Origin of the sequence: Caballeronia sp. EK (genome assembly GCF_014384845.1) — a bacterium.
GTDB classification, from domain to species: Bacteria; Pseudomonadota; Gammaproteobacteria; order Burkholderiales; family Burkholderiaceae; genus Caballeronia; species Caballeronia jiangsuensis.
In genome coordinates this window covers 16,950-33,686 of the sequence record NZ_JACSUE010000022.1, presented here as the reverse complement: position 1 = coordinate 33,686, position 16,737 = coordinate 16,950, and the positions used below count along the sequence as shown (strand labels likewise).

The following is a 16,737-nucleotide window of genomic DNA, read 5'->3' as shown; positions in this document are numbered from 1 at the left end:
CGAAGGAATGGCTGATGTTAGAGCATTCACAAACGGACGATGCCGCATCGCCGAAGCGCTTTTACGTCATGCCGGACCACGGACAGGTACTCGTAAACTCACGCTGTTACGATCGTGCCTCTTTCATCTCCAAGACAACGAACTCATGAAAAAGGCTGTTCTCGCCGTATTGGCCGCTGGCATGGCATTTTTTTCGGTCGCTCCGGCTTTCGCTGCTTCGCATCATCATGAACCGGTCTGCCACAAGGTGCGCGTGCATCATCACTGGGAACGCCACTGCAAGTAAGCGCGTTGCGCCGCTGAAAGCAAAGAGCCCCGTCGCGGATACTGACGGGGCTCTTTTTTTCCGATGCGACGCTTCAGGGCACTCGCGCCACCGACACGGCCGCGCTCGACGACTCCCATCCCAAGCCCAGACTCTTCTGTAGCGACACGAAATCCTTCAGCAATTCAGCCTGCGCGGCCACCACGTCCTGTTGCGCGGCGAACTGCGTGCGCTGCGCATCGAGCAGATCGATGAGCGTCGATACACCCGCCGTGTAACGCTGTCGCACGAGCGTGGCCGATCGCTCCGCCGATCCCTGAACCTGCTGAAGCCGCACCACATGTTCACGCTGATTGCCGTATCGCGACAACGACGAATTGGCGTCCTTCAGCGCGCCGAGCACGGTCTTCTCATAGCGCGCTTCGGCTTCGTCGCGCATCGCTTCGGCGGCATCGACATTCGCCGCCGTGCGCCCGAAGTCGAACAGATTCCATTGCAGATACGGCACGCCGACCCACGAGAAATTCTGCTTGCGCAGCAAATGGCCCGGGTTCGACGCCGAAAAGCCGATATCGCCGAGCAAGGACACCTTCGGGAAATAGTCCGCGACGTGCTCGCCGATCTGCGCATTGCTCGACGCGAGACGCCGTTCGGCGGCGCGGATATCGGGGCGCTGTTGCAGCATCGTTGCCGGATCGCCGATCGGCACCGACGACGGCAGCGCGGGCAGCGGCGCACGCGCGCCGAGTTCCGCATCGAGCGCGCCGGGCGTGCGGCCGGTCAGCACGGCGAGCTGATCGAGCGAATCGGTGATCTGCACCTGTAACGGTACGAGCGTCGCGCGCGTCGTATCGACCTGCGTGGTGAGGCGTTCGACATCGACTTCCGCCGCCGTGCCGCGCGCGCGGCGCTGCTCGGTGAGCGTGAGCATCTCCTGCTGATACTCGGCCGTGTGTTCGGCGAGCGCGAGCCGTTCCTGCTGATCGCGCAAGTCGATGTACACCGAGGCCACTTCCGCCGCGAGCGACACGCGCGCGTCGAAAAGATCCGCGTCTACGGCGTCGGCTTCGTCCGATGCCGCTTCGATCGCGCGGCGCGTGCCGCCGAAGAGATCGATTTCCCAGGAGGCGTCGAAGCCCACGGTATAGAAATCGACGGGACCGCGTCCGCTCGATGCCGGCGCGCCCTGATCGCCCGACGACGAACCGAAGATCGACGTATCCGGCGAACGCGTGCGCAGCGCCGCCGCCGAAGCCGACACCTTGGGCAACTCGTTGGCGCGCTGTCCGCTCAGTTGCGAGCGCGACTGACGCAGACGCGCCCGTGCCATCTTGAGGTCGGGATTGTGCGCGAACGCGGCATCGATCAACGTGTTCAGTTGCTGATCGTCGAGCGCCTGCCACCATGTAGCGGGCGCGTGCGTCGCGACGACGCCCTGCGCCGGGGCGCGCACGAACGCGCCGCTCTTCGCGGCGTCGGGCGCGACTTCCGGCGCGCCGTGATAGTCGGGGCCGACCGTGCACGCGGCGAGCACTAGTGCGGCCAACGGAAGCAGACAGGTGAAGCGGGAAGGAAACATCGTCGAATGATTCATGACATCAGTGGCCGGCGGACGGCATCTCGCCGGCCTGTGCGCGCGGCGTCTTGAGTAGAAGCGCGAGCGGCAGACACGCGAGCAGTGCGATGGCCAGCACGTAAAAGGTTTCGGAGTAGGTCATGACGATGGCCTGCTGGCCGATCTGCATCGACAACTGGCCGAGCGCCTGCATCTTCGCGTGGGCGATGTCGCCGCCCTGCGCCGCGAAGCTCGCCGTGCTCGCAGCCATGCGCTCCTGACCGATCACGGAGTTCGCCGTCAGCGATTCGCGGATCGCCGCCGTATGAAAATCGTTGCGGCGATCGATCACGGTGCCGAGGATCGCGAGGCCCACCGAGCCGCCGAGGTTGCGCGCCATGTTGTAGAGGCCGGCGGCATCGCCGGATTCCTCGCGTGATACCGCGGCCATCGACGCCTGATTGAGCGGCATCATCGCGAGCATCTGGCCGAAGCCGCGCAGGATTTGCGACCAGAAGAAATCGTGCCCGACGCTCTGCGCGGTGAGCGAGATATCGAGCAGGCAGCTCGCCGCGAAGAACAGCAGTCCGGTGATGACGAGCACGCGAAAATCCACCTTGCCGAGCAGACGCGGCAGCACCGGCATGATGAGAAACGCGGGCACGCCCGACACGAGCATGATCGCGCCGGACTGCAACGCGTTGTAGCCCGCGACGATGCTCAGGAACTGCGGCAGCAAAAACGATACGCAATAAAGCCCCGCGCCCACCGCGAACACGATCAGGATCACGCTCGCGTAGCGCGGATTGCGCAAGAGCGAGAGCCGCACGATCGGCTTCTTCGCGACGAACTGCGAAAGGGCGATCAACAGAAAGCCGAACGCGGTGACGCAGGTGAGCATCACGATCTCGCCCGATTCGAACCATTGATTGCGCTGGCCTTCTTCCAGCACGACGGTGAGTGAGCTCAGACCGATCGCCAGTCCCGCGATGCCGATCCAGTCGGCTTTCAGGAACGCCTCCCAGTGCGACTTCTCGGCCGGCAGCCCGGTGATGAGCAGCGCGACGAGCGCGATGCCCACCGGCACGTTCACGAAGAAGCACCACGACCACGAGATATTCTCCGCGAGCCAGCCGCCGAGCACGGGGCCGAGCAGCGGCCCGAGCAGCACGATCAGACCGAAGATCGTCATGCCAACCGGCATCTGCTCGCGCGGCAGCCGCGTGCGGATGATGGTCTGTGCGGTCGGGATCATCGCGCCGCCGGTGAAGCCCTGGCCGATGCGGCCCGCGACCATCATCGGCAACGAGGTGGAGAGGCCGCACATGACCGAGAACAGCGTGAACAGCACCGCGTTGCCGAGCAGGAAATTGCGCAGGCCGAACACGCGCGTGAGCCACGCGGCGAGCGGGATCATCACGATTTCCGACATCAGGTAGCCGGTCGAGATCCAGGTGCCTTCGGTGCCGGTCGCGCCGATCTCGCCCTGGATCTGCGGCAGCGCGGAGTTGGTGATGGAGATATCGAGCGTGGCCATCAGCGCGCCGAGCGCGCCGGCCGTGACCGCGATCCAGTCGACGGCGCTCGCGCGTGCGTGCGCTTCAGTCATGGCGATTCTCGGCGGCGACGCGCTTGCTGTCGTCGGTGGCGGCTTTGGTATCGACATCGACCGTCACCGACAATCCCGGCAGCAGCACCTTGCGCGTTTCCGGACCGGTATCGACGCGAATGCGCACCGGCACGCGCTGCACGATCTTCGTGAAGTTGCCGGTCGCGTTCTCGGGCGGCAGCAGCGCGAACTGCGCGCCGGTGCCGGGCGCGAAGCTCTCGACGACGCCGTGCAGATCCGTGCCCTTGAGCGCATCGACGTGCAGCGTCGCCGGCTGGCCGATACGCATGCGGCCCACTTGCGTTTCCTTGAAGTTCGCTTCGAGATACAGCGACTGGACCGGCACGACCGTCATCAGCCGCGTGCCGGGTTGCACGTACTGGCCGACGCGCATCGTGCGGTCGCCCACGCGGCCCGCGACCGGACTCACGAGCGTCGTGTCGTCGAGATCGAGCTTCGACTGGTTGAGCTGCGCCTGCGCCGCTTCCATCTGCGCGCGGGCCTGCGCGATCTGCGCTTCGGTCGCGCCGATCTGCATCGTGGCGGAGCGCGCGGCGGCGAGATTCGCGGCGAGCGTGGCGCGCGCCTGATCGCGTGTCGACACGAGGCTCGCAAGGCGCTCGGCGGTTTCCGCGCCGGTCGCGACGAGCGGACGATAGCGCGTCACGTCGTCCTCCGCATGCGCGAGACTCACGCGCGACACGTCGGCCTGCGCCTTCGCCTGTTCGGCGTTCGCGTGCTGCTGCTTCAGCTCGGCCTCGGCGCGCTGGATATCGGCGGCGCGCGCGTCGAGCGTCGCTTTCGCCTGATCGAGCGATGCCTGATACTGCCGCGTATCGAGGCGCGCGAGCGGTGCGCCTGCCGCGACGGACTGATTGTCTTCGACCAGCACTTCCGTGATGTAGCCGCTCACCTTGGGCGCGATGGTCACGCTGTCGGCCTTGAGATAGGCGTCGTCGGTGGTTTCGACGAAGCGGCCGACGGTCCACCAGCGCAGGCCCCACGCAACGCCGGCGACGACCGCGACGATGCCGATCGCGATCAGCACGCGCTTGCGTGACGTTTTTCCTTGGGCGGCGTCAGCGGATTGGTCGCCGTGCGTGGGCGCTGTGACTGACATGATTTCTCCGGGATTGCTTGCGCTACCGCCTGCGTGCGGTAGTCTTCGATGAATACGAGACGGTGAGCGCGTTTGCTGCATGTTCGATACACGCGGCGCGCTCGCCAAACTAGACGATGGCGTCTAGTATGCACGAATCTAGACGATCGCGTCTAGTTTCGCCCGTGCCAGGAGAGACGATGAAAAAGCCTCGTGCCGACAACGAAAGCGAGTTGCAAGATCAGGAGCGCGGCAGCACTGCGCGTTCGCCGCTGCAGGCGCGCGGGCGGGCGCGCATCGAGGCCGTGCTCGACGCGACCGCTGAGCTGATCGTGGAGAAAGGTCTTGAGGGCGTGACGATGCACGGCGTCGCCCGGCGCGCCCAGACGCCGATCGGCTCGATGTATCACTTCTTTCCGGATCGCGACAGCCTGCTAGCCGCGTTGTGGGATCGTCACGCGGCGGCGCTCGACGAACTCGAAGACGAGCTCGGACGGATCGATAGCGAAACGTGGCGGGGATTATCGGCGGAAGCGGTGATCGATCGCATCATGACGCCGCATATCGAATACTTCGAGCGCAAGACCGACTTTCTGATCCTGATGTCGGTCATGCCGCACGACGAGGCGAAGAAGAAGCGCAAGTCCGGCATGATGAGAAAGGTAATCGATGCACGCATGCCCGGCGTGAAGGCGTCCGAGCGCGAACTCTACGTGGAGATGCTCCATGCGCTCGCGGGCGGCGCGCTGGCCGTCAAGTTGCGTCCGGCGATGGGCGACGTGCAGTTGGCGCGCCGCTATCTGCGCGAAGTCAAGCGGGCACTGGCCGCGTATCTGGCGGCGGTGGAGGCGGCGGTTCTCAAGTGACGCCCGGATAACACGAGAATTCGGAATCCGATGTAAATCAAACTTCCGCGTGCTTGCGAATCTGCCGTGTCATGAACTCGCTCGAATCGACATCGTCCGGAGACAGCGAACGGCCGCACGCTTCACATGCAGGCGTGTTATCGGCGAAGAGGCGGTCGGCGCCTTGGTAGTGACCAGTGTCCGACAGGCCTTCCAGCGTGGCCCGATACCAGTGTGACTGTCCATCGTCGTAGATGCGTTCCACAATCGAGCCGCGATGCCCGCAAGGGCAATTCACGTGTGTGATGATGCCGACTTTCATGCATGCCTCGATATTATTGGCGAAGCGTTGAAGTGCGCGATGCGCCCGGCAAGCGTGCTAATGGACAAACGGACGCAACGCATGTACCTGACTTCAGCGATTTGGCAGGCGATCGCATAACGAGTTCATTCCGCGTGCAAGGAGTGGCGAAAATAAGCGTCATCCGCTCAGCAGCGGGTCGAGTCGGGTGGAAAGGACTTTCGCGGCGCGCCCGCCTGTTTTGTCGTGAAGAGACGTCGGCGGTAACGGTTTATTTCGTAAAAATTTCGCTATACAAAATCCCTAAACCGCGTAGGATGGATGAATCCAGCGAGTGGCAATCAATTCGTAGCATCCGATAGCGCTCAAGCGCCGGCCCCGAACGGGATCAGCCTCAGATCGGAGACCGTGCAACGCGGTCGATCGTGTCACCTTGCCGATACTGCTCTACGCCCCCTTACTACACTGCCGCCTGTGCGCGGTCCGAGATCATTTGATGACAGTCGAAAACCGCCTATATCGTGGCCTGGAAATATGCCCGCTCGTCTTTTCGCATCGGCCGGCCGGCGCCAGTCGCGCATACAGCCAGGACGATGGATTCGATGCTGCCGTGCGTATTCAGGAACCATCGGCGGAAATGGGTATGTCGCGCAGCCGTGTATTCAAGATCAGCGCGGGCGAGCCGTTTCAGAGCGCAGGCGACGCGCGTCGCGCATCGATCGCATACGCCGAGCAGATGATCGACAAGTGCCCGCAGGCGCGGACGTTCCTTGACTAGCGCTACGAACACGCTTCGCAGCGCCGACGATGACCTGCCGTCGCAAACGGCAAGGGGAAGCATGATGCAAGCCGATACCCGCAACATTCGCATCGATCCGACGCCGCGCCGCGCCGATGGCGAATATATGGCGCATGCACGCATCTGCGCCGACCGTGCGGACGGCAGCGTAATGGATGTCTTCGTCAGTGGCGACCTTGCCGGCTTCGACCGCCGTGACGACGCCGTCGCGTTCGCGGCGAACTGGGCGCGCCAGTGGCTTGAAGTCCGGTTCGGTTGAATCGACCTCGGTAGATTGACATGCCGTGATTTCGTCTGCGCAGGCCGCCGCGCCTCCTAACGTCTCACATTGGCAAAAGAAGCTGATTGTGGAGCGAGGATGGCCGGTTCACGTCGAAAAGAAAGCACTGAAGATCTGGGCACGGACGCGCAGAATGTCCGCGTCGCTACAGCGAAAAAGGGCAAGCCGGCCGTTGCAGATGCATTGCAACCAGACCGGCAGCGACGCGCCGACGAGCAGCAGCGTGCGGTACGCGCGTTGATCCGTGTGGCCAGGGATCAAGGCTTCGTCACGCATGCGCAAATCAACGATCATTTACCTGGCGATCTCGCGCAGCCGTCCGTGCTCGATGATGTTTCGCGCACGTTCCTCGAAATGGGCGTGGCGGTCTACGAACAGGTTCCCGATACCGAAACGCTGTTGCTCGGCGACGCAGTCCCGGTTGTCGCGCTCGATGATCAATCGGAAGAAGACGCGGAAGTCGCGCTCTCGACTGTCGATGCCGAATTCGGCCGCACGACCGATCCCGTGCGCATGTACATGCGCGAGATGGGTGCTAAGCAACTGCTGACGCGCGCGGCCGAAGTGAAAATTGCGCAGCGGATCGAAGAGAGCATCAACGAGATGATTCAGGCCATCGCGGCCTGTCCCCCTACGATCTCGATGATCCTCGCGAGCGCGCGGCAGGTCGCGGAGAACGAGCTTGGCATCGATGAACTGATCGACGGTATCGATGACCAGACGATGCCGTCGGAGATCGATAAACCCGAGCGTGCCGACGATGAACGCGATCCCGAGGCCGAGGACGAAGCGAACCGCTTGCGGCTGACGCAGCTCAAGGACGACGCACTCGCGCTCTTCGCGCGGGTGGAAGAATGCGTCGATCAATTGCGCGAAGCGGGCGCGACCGGTGTTCCGGGCGCTCACGACACCATTCGAAAGGAGCTTGCGCGCGTGCGCTTCACGACGCGCACGGTGGACCGCGCCTGCAACGACATCCAGCAGCGGCTGGTGCACGTGCGTCAGATCGAGCGGCGAATTTCCGGCATTGCCATCGACCGGTGCGGCATGCCGCGCGAGCAGTTCATCGCATCGTTTCCGGGTCACGAGACCGATCTCGACTGGACCGCGAAAACCGCGGCGACATCGCGCGACTATGGTGCATCGCTGGAACGCAGCCTGCCCGCCATTCAGGCCGAGCAAAGCCGTCTGATCGATATCGAGCGGCACGCCGCGATGCCGGTTCAGCGCCTGAAGCAAATCGGCCGCCAACTGCTCGCGGCCGAATCCCGCATGCGGCACGCGAAGAACGAGATGATCGAAGCCAATCTGCGCCTCGTGATCTCGATCGCCAAGAAATACGTGAATCGCGGCGTTCACTTTCTCGACCTCGTTCAAGAGGGCAACATCGGCTTGATGAAGGCCGTCGACAAGTTCGAATACAGGCGCGGCTGGAAATTCTCGACGTACGCGACGTGGTGGGTTCGTCAGGCGGTCACGCGTGCGGTCGCGGACCAGGCGCGCACGATTCGCGTGCCTGTGCATATGGTCGAGACGATCAACAAGCTCAACCGCATTTCAAGCGAGATTCTGCAGCAGACCGGCAAGCCCGCGCAGCCCGCGGTTCTAGCCGAGCGCATGGAGTTGCCCGAGGCGCGCATCGGCAGCATTCAGAAAATGGCGATGCGCCTGATCTCGCTCGAAACACCGGCGAACGATGACGCCGATGCGACGCTCGGCGACCTGATCGAGGATTCGAACGCGGAATCGCCGCTCGATGCCGTCGTGCGCGCCAGCTTGCGCGTTGCCATCGACGATGCGTTGAGCGCGCTCACGCCGCGCGAAGCACGCGTTTTGCGCATGCGCTTCGGCATCGATATGCTGAGCGAATTCACGCTCGGCGAGCTAGGCACGCATCTGGGTGTGTCGCGCGAACGGATCCGGCAGATCGAGAGTCAGGCCATCCGCAAATTGATGCATCCGCGGCGCGCGGATAAACTGCGCTCGTTTCTCGATCACTAATCGAGTCGGTTTTCCGTGAGGCTCATGAGGACATCGGCGTACCAGGCGCTGTTGAGGCCGAGCGATTCGTCCACGTGCAGATCGCGCGTGGTCATGTCGATGGTCGATGAATGTATGCCGAGCAGCCGCCACGGAAGCGCGCACGACGCGGCACTTTCATCGGCCGGATGATGGCTTATCACGACGGGCGCGCCGCTCGTGCCACGGTGCGTGCGCGCATCGGTGATGAAGCAGCCTTTGCCCTGAAACCGCAACCCGAACGCGGACGCGATGATGCCTTGTCTCACCACCGGCAGATGATGCAGCGAGTCGTGAAAGCCTAGCGGAAAGCCGACGATCAGCACGGAAGCGCCAATCGGCATTGCGTCGCTGGATGCGGGAAGATGTTCGGGACGAAACGCGGCGAACACGGCCGTGAGCGGCAACTGATGGCGGGGGACTTCGAGCACGGCGACATCGATCTCGCCGCCCGTATCCGATGCCTGACGCCACAGGCTCATGCCCGCGTTGTATAGCGGCAGCGACGCCCACGCCGACGCGCCCAGATTGTCGCGATCCACATGCAGCTCGATTTCGATGCGATCGGGGAAATGCTGGCTGGCCGCATCCACCAGCACATGACGGCTCGTGACGAGAAAGAGGAGCTCTCCGCGCGCGAAGAAAAAGCCGCTCGCGTTGGTGAGATGACGTGTTTGCACGAACGTGCGCACCCGCACGGCGGTGAGCAAGAGGGCTTCGACCGTGGGCTTGCGCGCGGCGTCGGGCTCGTTGGGCAAATTCGGGTTGGCGTTGTTTCCCGCGAGGAAGATTCGCAACGCGTCGTGCTGCGGATACTGATCGTGCAGGCTGTTTTCCGACAGGAATTCCGCGACGGGTTTGTCCGAAACAGAACCGCCGGACGCCTCGTTTGGCACGTGCCGGACAACGGCATTCGCGCCATCGCTAAGGAGCCATCTGTCGCCGTTCGAGCTGCGATAGAACTCGGTCGTATGCATTGCGGTGGTGTCCTGGTGACGCGAAATTTTGCAGCGTCACCGTTGTCCACGCGACCGCTTAAAAACATGGGTCGCTTCAGGCGCGGCGGTCGCCGGGAAGATGCGGATCGAATACCGCCTCGAGCGTGAATCCACCATACGCACCTCGCCCAAAGCGGTCAAGGCATTTCGGGCTACGTGAAGGAGACCGGGTCGCGATGCGCTTGCGCCTCGGTCATGCACTATCCCCGGGTGTCGATCCAGTCCTTCGCCCAGCGATGCGCGTAAGCGATGGCCTCGACCTCTTTCGAGAAATAGCCGACGGAATAAAAGGTGTACTGCGATTCGGAAGAACGAATATTTTTGCGGTCTACAGACACGTTTGCCGAAAACGTCCGGTCCGGCAGGCGGTGTGCGGTCGCTTGTACCGCATAACCGTGATAACTCTGAATGGATGCCATTAGGTTTTATATTTTTTGGGCGCTGATACTTACGTTCAAACGCAACGAATGAGAAAAGAGTGCGCGCGATATATCACCGAGCGATGTCGGGACGTGCGGCAATGAAGGGGGTGAGGGAGGGAAGCGGAAAAACCAGAGGGGAACGGGATCCGCACAACGGACCCCGTGACGCTGCGATTAGAGCGGCTTGATGTTCGAGGCTTGCATGCCCTTCGGGCCGCGCTTCGTTTCGAAGCTCACCTTCTGACCTTCGACCAGGGTCTTGAAACCGTCGGCGCGAATTTCGGAGAAGTGCGCGAACAGATCATCGCCGCCGTTATCCGGGGTAATGAAGCCGAAGCCCTTGGTGTCATTGAACCATTTAACGATGCCGTTATCCATGAAAAATCCTTGAGAATCTGATGTGGGTGTTGAACGAGAGAAGCATCAAGGAGGGAGTGGACAACGAATTCCGGCACTAAAACGGACTATTGATGAGCAGCAGTCGACTTCTTGAACTTCGGCTGCAATCATACCAAACCCGTACGAAATGGTCAACTATTAGTCGGTTTTAGTGCGGATACGTGACGGGAAGGCGCTCCGGCCACGCCCCGCGGCGGCGCTGCGCTTCCTCATCCGACAATTCGGATAATTAATGATTGACGTCCGCACGCAGCCGGGCAGAAGCTTGCGGAAATAATTCGTAATGGAGCCTCCGGTCTGAATACGCGCTGAAAATATATTTCCTTCCGCCATGCGCAAGCCTGCATGGTCTCGAAAAATGGAGAAGAGAATGAGAAGGATACGAGGGCTGGTTCTGGCGATATCTTCAGGAGTATTGATTACCGGATGCGGCGGCGACGCCGGCTCCGATGCAGCGGTCACAAACGGAAAGAGCGCGACTGGTCAGCCAGCGGCGCAGCAGGAAGCCGCAACCAAGGGTTACGCGTTGTCGACGGTCATCTGGGACCGCGTTCCCATCGGCGTTTGCTGGAACATGAACAACGCCGATTTCGCGCGATACTCCGCAGAACGGAACTGGAGCCGCCTCGCGGTTCAGGAAACCTGGGAGCAGAATTCAGGCGTGCGGTTTACCGGATGGCGGCAATGCACGAACGATCCGAACTACTACGGCGTGCGGATCACCGTCGAGGACATTGCAGCGAGCGGACCGCATACCGTCGGCCTGGGCGCGATGCTGAACAACGTCGCAGGCGGCATGGCGCTCGACTTCACCTTCAGGAACTGGAGCCCGAGTTGCCAGGGACGCGAGGAATATTGCATTCGCCGGGTTGCCGCGCATGAATTCGGCCACGCGCTGGGCTTCGCGCACGAGCAGAACCGGCCCGACACGCCTTCGACATGCAACGAGCCCGCGCAAGGCACCTCGGGCGATACGATGATCGGCAATTGGGATCTCGCATCGATCATGAACTACTGCAATCCCAACTGGAACGGCGACGGCAAGCTAAGCGCCACCGACATCGAAATGGTGCAGAAGTACTACGGACCTCCCCGGGTCAGCGAAACCGTGTACACGTTGACGCGCGCCCAGGCTCCGGCTCAGGTCACCGCGTACGATTTCGCTTCGCGCACAGCGAAGGCATCGATCGATCTTTCATTGACGGGCGACTACAAGCAGGTCGATCAAATGTTCGCCAGCGTCGACGGAAAGCGGCTGCACGTGCTTCTGGAAAGAAGTCCGACATCGCTCGATCTCGCCACGATCGATACCGCGACCAACAAGGTGCTGCACGTCACGCCCATCGGGCCGCTGCTGACGACTTCCACGGGTTATAGCTTCCAGCCCGCGTCGGATGGGAAGCAGGTCTATCTGTCGAACAGGAATGTCATCAGCGTCATCGACACCGACTCGGGGGCGCTGCTCAGAAAGATGGTGCTGCCCGAGGACTACAGCCTCATCAAGCTGGTAACGGCGAAGAATGACGATCAATACCTCTTCGCGCTCGCGAACGCGCCGGGGACGAAGCTGGAAGTGCTTCGCATCGAGGCGGCCAGCGGGTTTATCGTGGGCGGTTATCCGGCGGGTTCGGCGTCGAGCACGATGAACGATGAATTCACCGTAACCGCCGATGCGAAAAAGGCCTATTTCGTGACCTTCGCGTCGTTTGCAGCCGCGGGCAGTCTGACGGAAATGGATCTGGAGAGCGGCATCTGGCGCGTGCTGACCGATCTGCCGGAAAAGAAGCCGAAATTCCTCACGGCAATCGGTAACGGGCAGCTTCTTTTCGCCGATGACAATGCGACGAGCCCGAGCGCGATCATCCTCTATGACGTGGCGAGCAGAGCGAAGACGACGTTGCTGACATCGCCGATCCTCGTGGGATACATGCAATTCGATCCGACATCCGGGTCCGTTCTCCTGGAGCGGAGTGACACGTGGTCCGTCAATCAACTGAAGCAGCGGGCGGACGGAAAATATCGGAGCACCGACCTCGGGCTGCGGTCGTTCACGAGCGGTACGGTGTCGAGCGGCGTCGCGCCCTTCGTGGTGGTGACGCGTTGATTCGTAGGACATAAAGGAGGAATCCGCACCACCGATAACACGGTGAGGAAAACACGAATGCTCACTTGACGACAGCCGAAAGTGCCGTATGATGGGTCTCTATATTGCGGTGCAGCAAAATCGCGCTCGGTCATAAATACAGCTTTTTCTACGAAGCTGAACTCAGGAGCAACAATGTTTCCTTCTTCTTTTGCGAATCAAACGTTTGTCTACCCGGCAGCAAGTTTCCAGGTCCTCGTGAATGTTGCAAAGCGGTATGCGAGCGGGCTTCAGCAACTTGCTGAGCTGAACGTGCAGACGGCCAAGACCGTCTTCGAAGAGAGCACGGCCGTTGCCAAGGCCGGCCCGCAGGCAAAACCGGCCGATTTCCTGAGCTGGCAATCGACTCTGCTGGCCGAGACGCCCGAAAAGGCGGCCGCTTATACGAGGCATTTCTGGCAGATCGTTCGTGCGACGCAGACGGACATTCTCAACGAAGCGCGTGGCCCGATCGAGCAGTTCGGCTTCGGACTGAAGAAGGCGACCGAAGATGCTTCGCAAGAGGTTGTCGGACTGCTATCGAGTGCCGCCGAGGCATCGACCGATCTCGCGGATGCAGGCGTCGAGGCGATCGAGTCATCCGAGAAGGCTGTGCGTGCTGCCAAGGCCGACGCGAAGCGCTAATCCGTGCCGTCAGCCCTGACGTGCCACTGTTGACTTTCGAAACCCGCATCACGCGGGTTTTTTATTCTGCTCGACCCGACGGGAAAATCGATGAATCCCTTCCATCCGCTTGCGTGGGCGCACGACTCGTTCTGGTCGATGTTTCCTCGCGAAATCGTCGGTCTCACGGCGCAATTCTTCGACAACACCGAGACAGCGGTCGCAAGCCCTGCGACTCCGCTGCCATCGGAAAGTGAAGCGAAAAAGACATACTCCGAAGATGAACCGCCGCACCGCGACAGCCCGATCGCGCAAGCGAGCGATCATCGCTGGTTGAGCAAGAGTTTCGAGCATGGCAACGAGCGCTATCGATTCAAGGTCTATGTTCCGACCGCATACGAAGGCCAGCCGCTGCCAATGATCGTCATGCTCCACGGCGCGCAACAGGACCCGGACGACTTCGCATCGGGGACCGGGATGAACATCGTCGCCGAAGAGAAGGGCTTTATCGTCGTCTATCCGGAGCAGCCGGAAAGTTCGAATCCGCTGAGGTGCTGGAACTGGTTCATGGCGGCGAATCAGACGCGCGAATCAGGCGAAGCGGCGGCCATCGCGGCCCTTACGCGCGAGGTCGCGGCCACCTATAACGTGGATCGCGCTCGCGTTTATATCGCGGGAATGTCGGCTGGCGGCGCATTGGCCGTGAATCTCGCCGTGACGCATCCGGAGTTGTACGCGGCCGCGGCGATTCATTCGGGCCTCGCGTTCGGCGTCGCCGACGAGCAGATGACCGCACTCTGCGCGATGAATGACGGCAAGGGCAAAGTGCGCTTGCCCGACACCCTGTCCGACGGCCCCAAGCCGCGCGCGGTGCCACTGATCGTTTTTCACGGCGATGCCGACGACACGGTGCATCCGCGCAACAGTGAACAGATCGTGTCGATGAGCCAGTTGCTGCATGGCATGTCCGACGACACGGTGACGTCATCCTCGATATACGTCGCCGACGAAGCGGGTGGCCACGCCTATACCCGTCAAGTGTTTCATGACCGTGACGGTGAACTGATCGGCGAGCAGTGGGTCGTGCACGGACTGGGTCATGCGTGGTCCGGAGGCCATCCCGACGGCACCCATACGGACACGCGCGGACCGGCGGCAAGCCGCGAGATTGCGCGATTCTTCGGTCAATTCACGAGAGACGGCAGCCGGCAATACTGAAGGTTCATCGAAGAAGTCCGCTTTGAATTCTCCCTCCTCGCCGCCTAGACTTTGATTCGACATTCCGGGTAGTCGATCAAAACGCGAACTCGTTCGCGCATCGTCGTAACGTGGCGTGACACGAGGAGGGACGATGGAATGCATCGAGATATACAGCGGACTCGACGGACATTCGGCGTTCAGAACCATCCACGCGTTCGAAGCGAGCCCGGTGATATTCAAGGGCGTCGCGGTTTCCTTGTCGTCGCCGCAGCCGTGTGAAAGCGTGCTCATGCACGAGTTCGACGCAGACTATGTGCTCGGCTGGCATAACCCGCCAGCCAGACAATATGTCATCGTGCTGGATGGCGAACTCGAAATCACCGTGCAAGGCAGCGACACTGCGCAACGGTTTGCAGCAGGCGCGATATTCATTGCCGGCGACATGGACAGCACAGGCCATACGACTCGCGCGATCCGATCGGGCCGCGCATTGGTCGTCAACTTGCGGGTATGACACGATGTTACTCAAGCATGCTCTCGCAGTGGTGACAGGCGGCGGCAGTGGTATAGGCTTCGCCGCCGCCGAACGATTCGTGGCAGAAGGCGCGCGCGTGGTCATCAGCGGGCGTAACGCGGAGAAACTGCAACGCGCCGCGCAGAAACTCGGCGAGAACGCACTGCCTGTCGTTGCCGACGCCGCGATTCCCGACGACATGCGACAGCTATACGAGACCGCAGTCGGCCACTTTCAATGCAAGGTCGATGTGGTCGTTGCGAACGCGGGCGTTTCCCGGCAAACGCCGGTGCGCGACACATCGCTGGCGCAATTCTCCGATGTGCTCAACACCAATGTCGGCGGAGTCTACTCGACTGTGCGCGAGGCGCTGCCGTTCCTTGCAAGGCCTGCGTCGATCATCCTCGTGGCGTCGCTCGCGGCCAATCAGGGCACCAAAAATTTTTCCGCATACTGCGCGTCGAAGGCGGCCGTCGTTTCGCTCGCAAAGAGTTTCGCGGCGGAATTCGTCGACTCCGACATACGCGTCAACAGCATTTCTCCGGGCGTGGCCAATACGCCGATTTTCGATAGCCTGGGAATGTCGGAAGCGCAACTGCTGGAATGGGCGCGCGTGATTCCGATGAAGCGCCCGGCCGACCCGGCGGAAATCGCCGCCGCCATTCTGTTCCTCGCATCCGATGCGTCGCGCTACATGACAGGCGCCGACCTCGCGGTCGACGGCGGCATGTCAGGCATCAGTCCATTTTGATTCGTCGCTGCGATCGCTGCGATAGAACGCCGACATCTCTCGCACGATTGCATCGAAGAACGCGGGATCGAGGGCGTGCCCCATGCGATCGATCACTCGAAGCGTTGCTCGCGGGCTTGCGCTGGCGGCCCATTCGCCATGCGCGACCGGAAAGATCGGATCATCGCTTCCCTGAATGATCAGCACCGGCAAATCGAGAGACGCCAGTTCTTCGCTGGTCAGCGCCGGCGTCGCTTTTTGAGCCAGCGCATGGTTGCTGTTGTTGGCGAGCGTCGGCTGTAGTCCATCGGGTCGCAGGAGCGGTCGCTCGGCAAACGCTCGACCGAGACTTTGCCACGCGCGTTCGTCGAAAGGCGACCTCGGTCCTGCGGCGAGCCTGAAATTCTCGATGAATCGTGTCGCGATATCATCGATGCTCGTCGGTGGATTCGCGTTCAGCGCGATCACTTTTTCGACGTAGCCGGCGCAAGGACGAGGAAGCGCACCCGGCGTCTCGATCGTCCCCGCGAACGCATCGTTTTTGGGCCGCAGATCGGGCGACGACATGACGGTGCAGAGCGTCGTCACGCGCCCGGGCATCGCAAGCGCCATCCTGTAGCCGATGACCCCGCCCTGCGACAGCCCGACGACATGCGCCTCATCTATACCGATGCCATCGAGCAGGTCGAAGGCGTCGGCGGCCAGATCGCCAAGCGTGTAGGGCGACGTGCTGAAATCGATGTATGTCGAGAGACCGGTATCACGCGCATCGAAGCGGATGACGCGCAATCCAGTTGCGGAAAGCAGACGGCAGAACGCATCGGGCCACACCAGACCCGGCGCGCTGTTGCCCATGACGAGCAATACCGGCGGGTCTTCGCTCTCTCCGAATTCCTCGTAGAAGAGGTTTATCCGCTTGCCGCGAAACGTGCCTGCCTTGACCACGAAAATCTCCT

At 61.8% G+C, this 16,737-nt stretch carries 17 protein-coding genes; 9 read left to right on the top strand and 8 right to left on the bottom strand.

The window, feature by feature from the left end:
• Nucleotides 1–359 precede the first annotated feature (359 nt).
• The 3 genes from IAG25_RS36650 to IAG25_RS36640 are packed head-to-tail and all read right to left on the bottom strand — an operon-like array spanning nucleotide 360 to nucleotide 4,549.
• Nucleotides 360–1,859: an efflux transporter outer membrane subunit gene (locus IAG25_RS36650; protein WP_255504229.1), complete on the bottom strand. Its 1,500-nt coding sequence runs from the start codon at nucleotides 1,857–1,859 to the stop codon at nucleotides 360–362.
• A gap of 4 nt (nucleotides 1,860–1,863) precedes the next feature.
• The gene (locus IAG25_RS36645) at nucleotides 1,864–3,429 is read right to left on the bottom strand and encodes an MDR family MFS transporter (protein ID WP_187609232.1); all 1,566 of its coding nucleotides are present in this window, start codon (nucleotides 3,427–3,429) and stop codon (nucleotides 1,864–1,866) included.
• A complete protein-coding gene (locus IAG25_RS36640) occupies nucleotides 3,422–4,549 on the bottom strand; it encodes an HlyD family secretion protein (protein ID WP_187609231.1) in 1,128 nt (375 codons plus the stop codon). Before IAG25_RS36640 ends, IAG25_RS36645 begins: the two co-directional genes overlap by 8 nt.
• A 179-nt stretch (nucleotides 4,550–4,728) precedes the next feature.
• Here IAG25_RS36640 and IAG25_RS36635 point away from each other — a divergent pair, with 179 nt between their 5' ends.
• On the top strand, nucleotides 4,729–5,394 hold the full coding sequence (locus IAG25_RS36635; protein ID WP_187609230.1) for a TetR/AcrR family transcriptional regulator: 666 nt from the start codon (nucleotides 4,729–4,731) through the stop codon (nucleotides 5,392–5,394).
• 37 nt (nucleotides 5,395–5,431) lie between these two features.
• Here the strand turns inward: IAG25_RS36635 and IAG25_RS36630 are convergent, their stop codons facing one another.
• Nucleotides 5,432–5,695 (bottom strand): hypothetical protein, encoded by a 264-nt coding sequence (locus IAG25_RS36630; RefSeq protein ID WP_187609229.1) that lies wholly within the window; start codon nucleotides 5,693–5,695, stop codon nucleotides 5,432–5,434.
• A 475-nt stretch (nucleotides 5,696–6,170) separates the two neighbouring features.
• Here IAG25_RS36630 and IAG25_RS36625 point away from each other — a divergent pair, with 475 nt between their 5' ends.
• From IAG25_RS36625 to rpoD, 3 genes are all read left to right on the top strand, one after another.
• On the top strand, nucleotides 6,171–6,452 hold the full coding sequence (locus tag IAG25_RS36625) for a hypothetical protein (protein WP_187609228.1): 282 nt from the start codon (nucleotides 6,171–6,173) through the stop codon (nucleotides 6,450–6,452).
• Nucleotides 6,453–6,516: 64 nt separating this feature from the next.
• Nucleotides 6,517–6,732 carry a hypothetical protein gene (locus tag IAG25_RS36620; RefSeq protein ID WP_035499201.1) on the top strand — a complete coding sequence of 72 codons (216 nt, stop codon included), beginning with the start codon at nucleotides 6,517–6,519 and terminating at the stop codon, nucleotides 6,730–6,732.
• Nucleotides 6,733–6,831: 99 nt separating this feature from the next.
• Entirely contained in the window at nucleotides 6,832–8,754 is a 1,923-nt protein-coding gene (rpoD, locus tag IAG25_RS36615) for an RNA polymerase sigma factor RpoD (RefSeq protein ID WP_187609227.1), read from the top strand.
• Here the strand turns inward: rpoD and IAG25_RS36610 are convergent.
• From IAG25_RS36610 to IAG25_RS36600, 3 genes are all read right to left on the bottom strand, one after another.
• Nucleotides 8,751–9,749: a S1 family peptidase gene (locus IAG25_RS36610; protein ID WP_187609226.1), complete on the bottom strand. Its 999-nt coding sequence runs from the start codon at nucleotides 9,747–9,749 to the stop codon at nucleotides 8,751–8,753. The two genes, rpoD and IAG25_RS36610, sit on opposite strands and share 4 nt — an antisense overlap.
• A 221-nt stretch (nucleotides 9,750–9,970) precedes the next feature.
• Nucleotides 9,971–10,189: a hypothetical protein gene (locus IAG25_RS36605; protein WP_035499089.1), complete on the bottom strand. Its 219-nt coding sequence runs from the start codon at nucleotides 10,187–10,189 to the stop codon at nucleotides 9,971–9,973.
• A gap of 177 nt (nucleotides 10,190–10,366) precedes the next feature.
• The gene (locus tag IAG25_RS36600) at nucleotides 10,367–10,570 is read right to left on the bottom strand and encodes a cold-shock protein (protein ID WP_035499088.1); all 204 of its coding nucleotides are present in this window, start codon (nucleotides 10,568–10,570) and stop codon (nucleotides 10,367–10,369) included.
• A 391-nt stretch (nucleotides 10,571–10,961) separates the two neighbouring features.
• On the opposite strand from IAG25_RS36600, the gene IAG25_RS36595 reads away from it, so the two are divergent.
• The 5 genes from IAG25_RS36595 to IAG25_RS36575 all read left to right on the top strand — a co-directional run bounded on the left by IAG25_RS36595 (nucleotide 10,962) and on the right by IAG25_RS36575 (nucleotide 15,802).
• The gene (locus tag IAG25_RS36595) at nucleotides 10,962–12,695 is read left to right on the top strand and encodes a M57 family metalloprotease (RefSeq protein WP_187609225.1); all 1,734 of its coding nucleotides are present in this window, start codon (nucleotides 10,962–10,964) and stop codon (nucleotides 12,693–12,695) included.
• Nucleotides 12,696–12,776: 81 nt separating this feature from the next.
• Nucleotides 12,777–13,358: a TIGR01841 family phasin gene (gene phaP, locus IAG25_RS36590; protein ID WP_187609224.1), complete on the top strand. Its 582-nt coding sequence runs from the start codon at nucleotides 12,777–12,779 to the stop codon at nucleotides 13,356–13,358.
• Nucleotides 13,359–13,448: 90 nt separating this feature from the next.
• Nucleotides 13,449–14,555: an extracellular catalytic domain type 1 short-chain-length polyhydroxyalkanoate depolymerase gene (locus IAG25_RS36585; RefSeq protein ID WP_187609223.1), complete on the top strand. Its 1,107-nt coding sequence runs from the start codon at nucleotides 13,449–13,451 to the stop codon at nucleotides 14,553–14,555.
• Nucleotides 14,556–14,688: 133 nt separating this feature from the next.
• Nucleotides 14,689–15,051, top strand: coding sequence for a hypothetical protein (locus IAG25_RS36580; RefSeq protein WP_187609222.1), 363 nt, complete (start codon nucleotides 14,689–14,691; stop codon nucleotides 15,049–15,051).
• A gap of 4 nt (nucleotides 15,052–15,055) precedes the next feature.
• Complete coding sequence (locus IAG25_RS36575; protein ID WP_187609221.1) at nucleotides 15,056–15,802, top strand: SDR family NAD(P)-dependent oxidoreductase; 747 nt, start codon at nucleotides 15,056–15,058, stop codon at nucleotides 15,800–15,802.
• Here IAG25_RS36575 and IAG25_RS36570 read toward each other — a convergent pair.
• Entirely contained in the window at nucleotides 15,782–16,726 is a 945-nt protein-coding gene (locus tag IAG25_RS36570) for an alpha/beta hydrolase (RefSeq protein ID WP_187609220.1), read from the bottom strand. The genes IAG25_RS36575 and IAG25_RS36570 overlap by 21 nt on opposite strands.
• Nucleotides 16,727–16,737 lie beyond the last annotated feature (11 nt).

Coding starts and splice junctions, on each gene's coding strand:
- IAG25_RS36605 (WP_035499089.1), bottom strand. CDS start 10,189: ATGGCATCCATTCAGAGTTATCACGGTTATGCGGTACAAGCGACCGCA.
- IAG25_RS36620 (WP_035499201.1), top strand. CDS start 6,517: ATGCAAGCCGATACCCGCAACATTCGCATCGATCCGACGCCGCGCCGC.
- IAG25_RS36645 (WP_187609232.1), bottom strand. CDS start 3,429: ATGACTGAAGCGCACGCACGCGCGAGCGCCGTCGACTGGATCGCGGTC.
- IAG25_RS36630 (WP_187609229.1), bottom strand. CDS start 5,695: ATGAAAGTCGGCATCATCACACACGTGAATTGCCCTTGCGGGCATCGC.
- IAG25_RS36575 (WP_187609221.1), top strand. CDS start 15,056: ATGTTACTCAAGCATGCTCTCGCAGTGGTGACAGGCGGCGGCAGTGGT.
- IAG25_RS36650 (WP_255504229.1), bottom strand. CDS start 1,859: ATGAATCATTCGACGATGTTTCCTTCCCGCTTCACCTGTCTGCTTCCG.
- IAG25_RS36635 (WP_187609230.1), top strand. CDS start 4,729: ATGAAAAAGCCTCGTGCCGACAACGAAAGCGAGTTGCAAGATCAGGAG.
- IAG25_RS36640 (WP_187609231.1), bottom strand. CDS start 4,549: ATGTCAGTCACAGCGCCCACGCACGGCGACCAATCCGCTGACGCCGCC.
- IAG25_RS36585 (WP_187609223.1), top strand. CDS start 13,449: ATGAATCCCTTCCATCCGCTTGCGTGGGCGCACGACTCGTTCTGGTCG.
- IAG25_RS36625 (WP_187609228.1), top strand. CDS start 6,171: ATGACAGTCGAAAACCGCCTATATCGTGGCCTGGAAATATGCCCGCTC.
- IAG25_RS36610 (WP_187609226.1), bottom strand. CDS start 9,749: ATGCATACGACCGAGTTCTATCGCAGCTCGAACGGCGACAGATGGCTC.
- IAG25_RS36595 (WP_187609225.1), top strand. CDS start 10,962: ATGAGAAGGATACGAGGGCTGGTTCTGGCGATATCTTCAGGAGTATTG.
- rpoD (WP_187609227.1), top strand. CDS start 6,832: ATGGCCGGTTCACGTCGAAAAGAAAGCACTGAAGATCTGGGCACGGAC.
- IAG25_RS36580 (WP_187609222.1), top strand. CDS start 14,689: ATGGAATGCATCGAGATATACAGCGGACTCGACGGACATTCGGCGTTC.
- IAG25_RS36600 (WP_035499088.1), bottom strand. CDS start 10,570: ATGGATAACGGCATCGTTAAATGGTTCAATGACACCAAGGGCTTCGGC.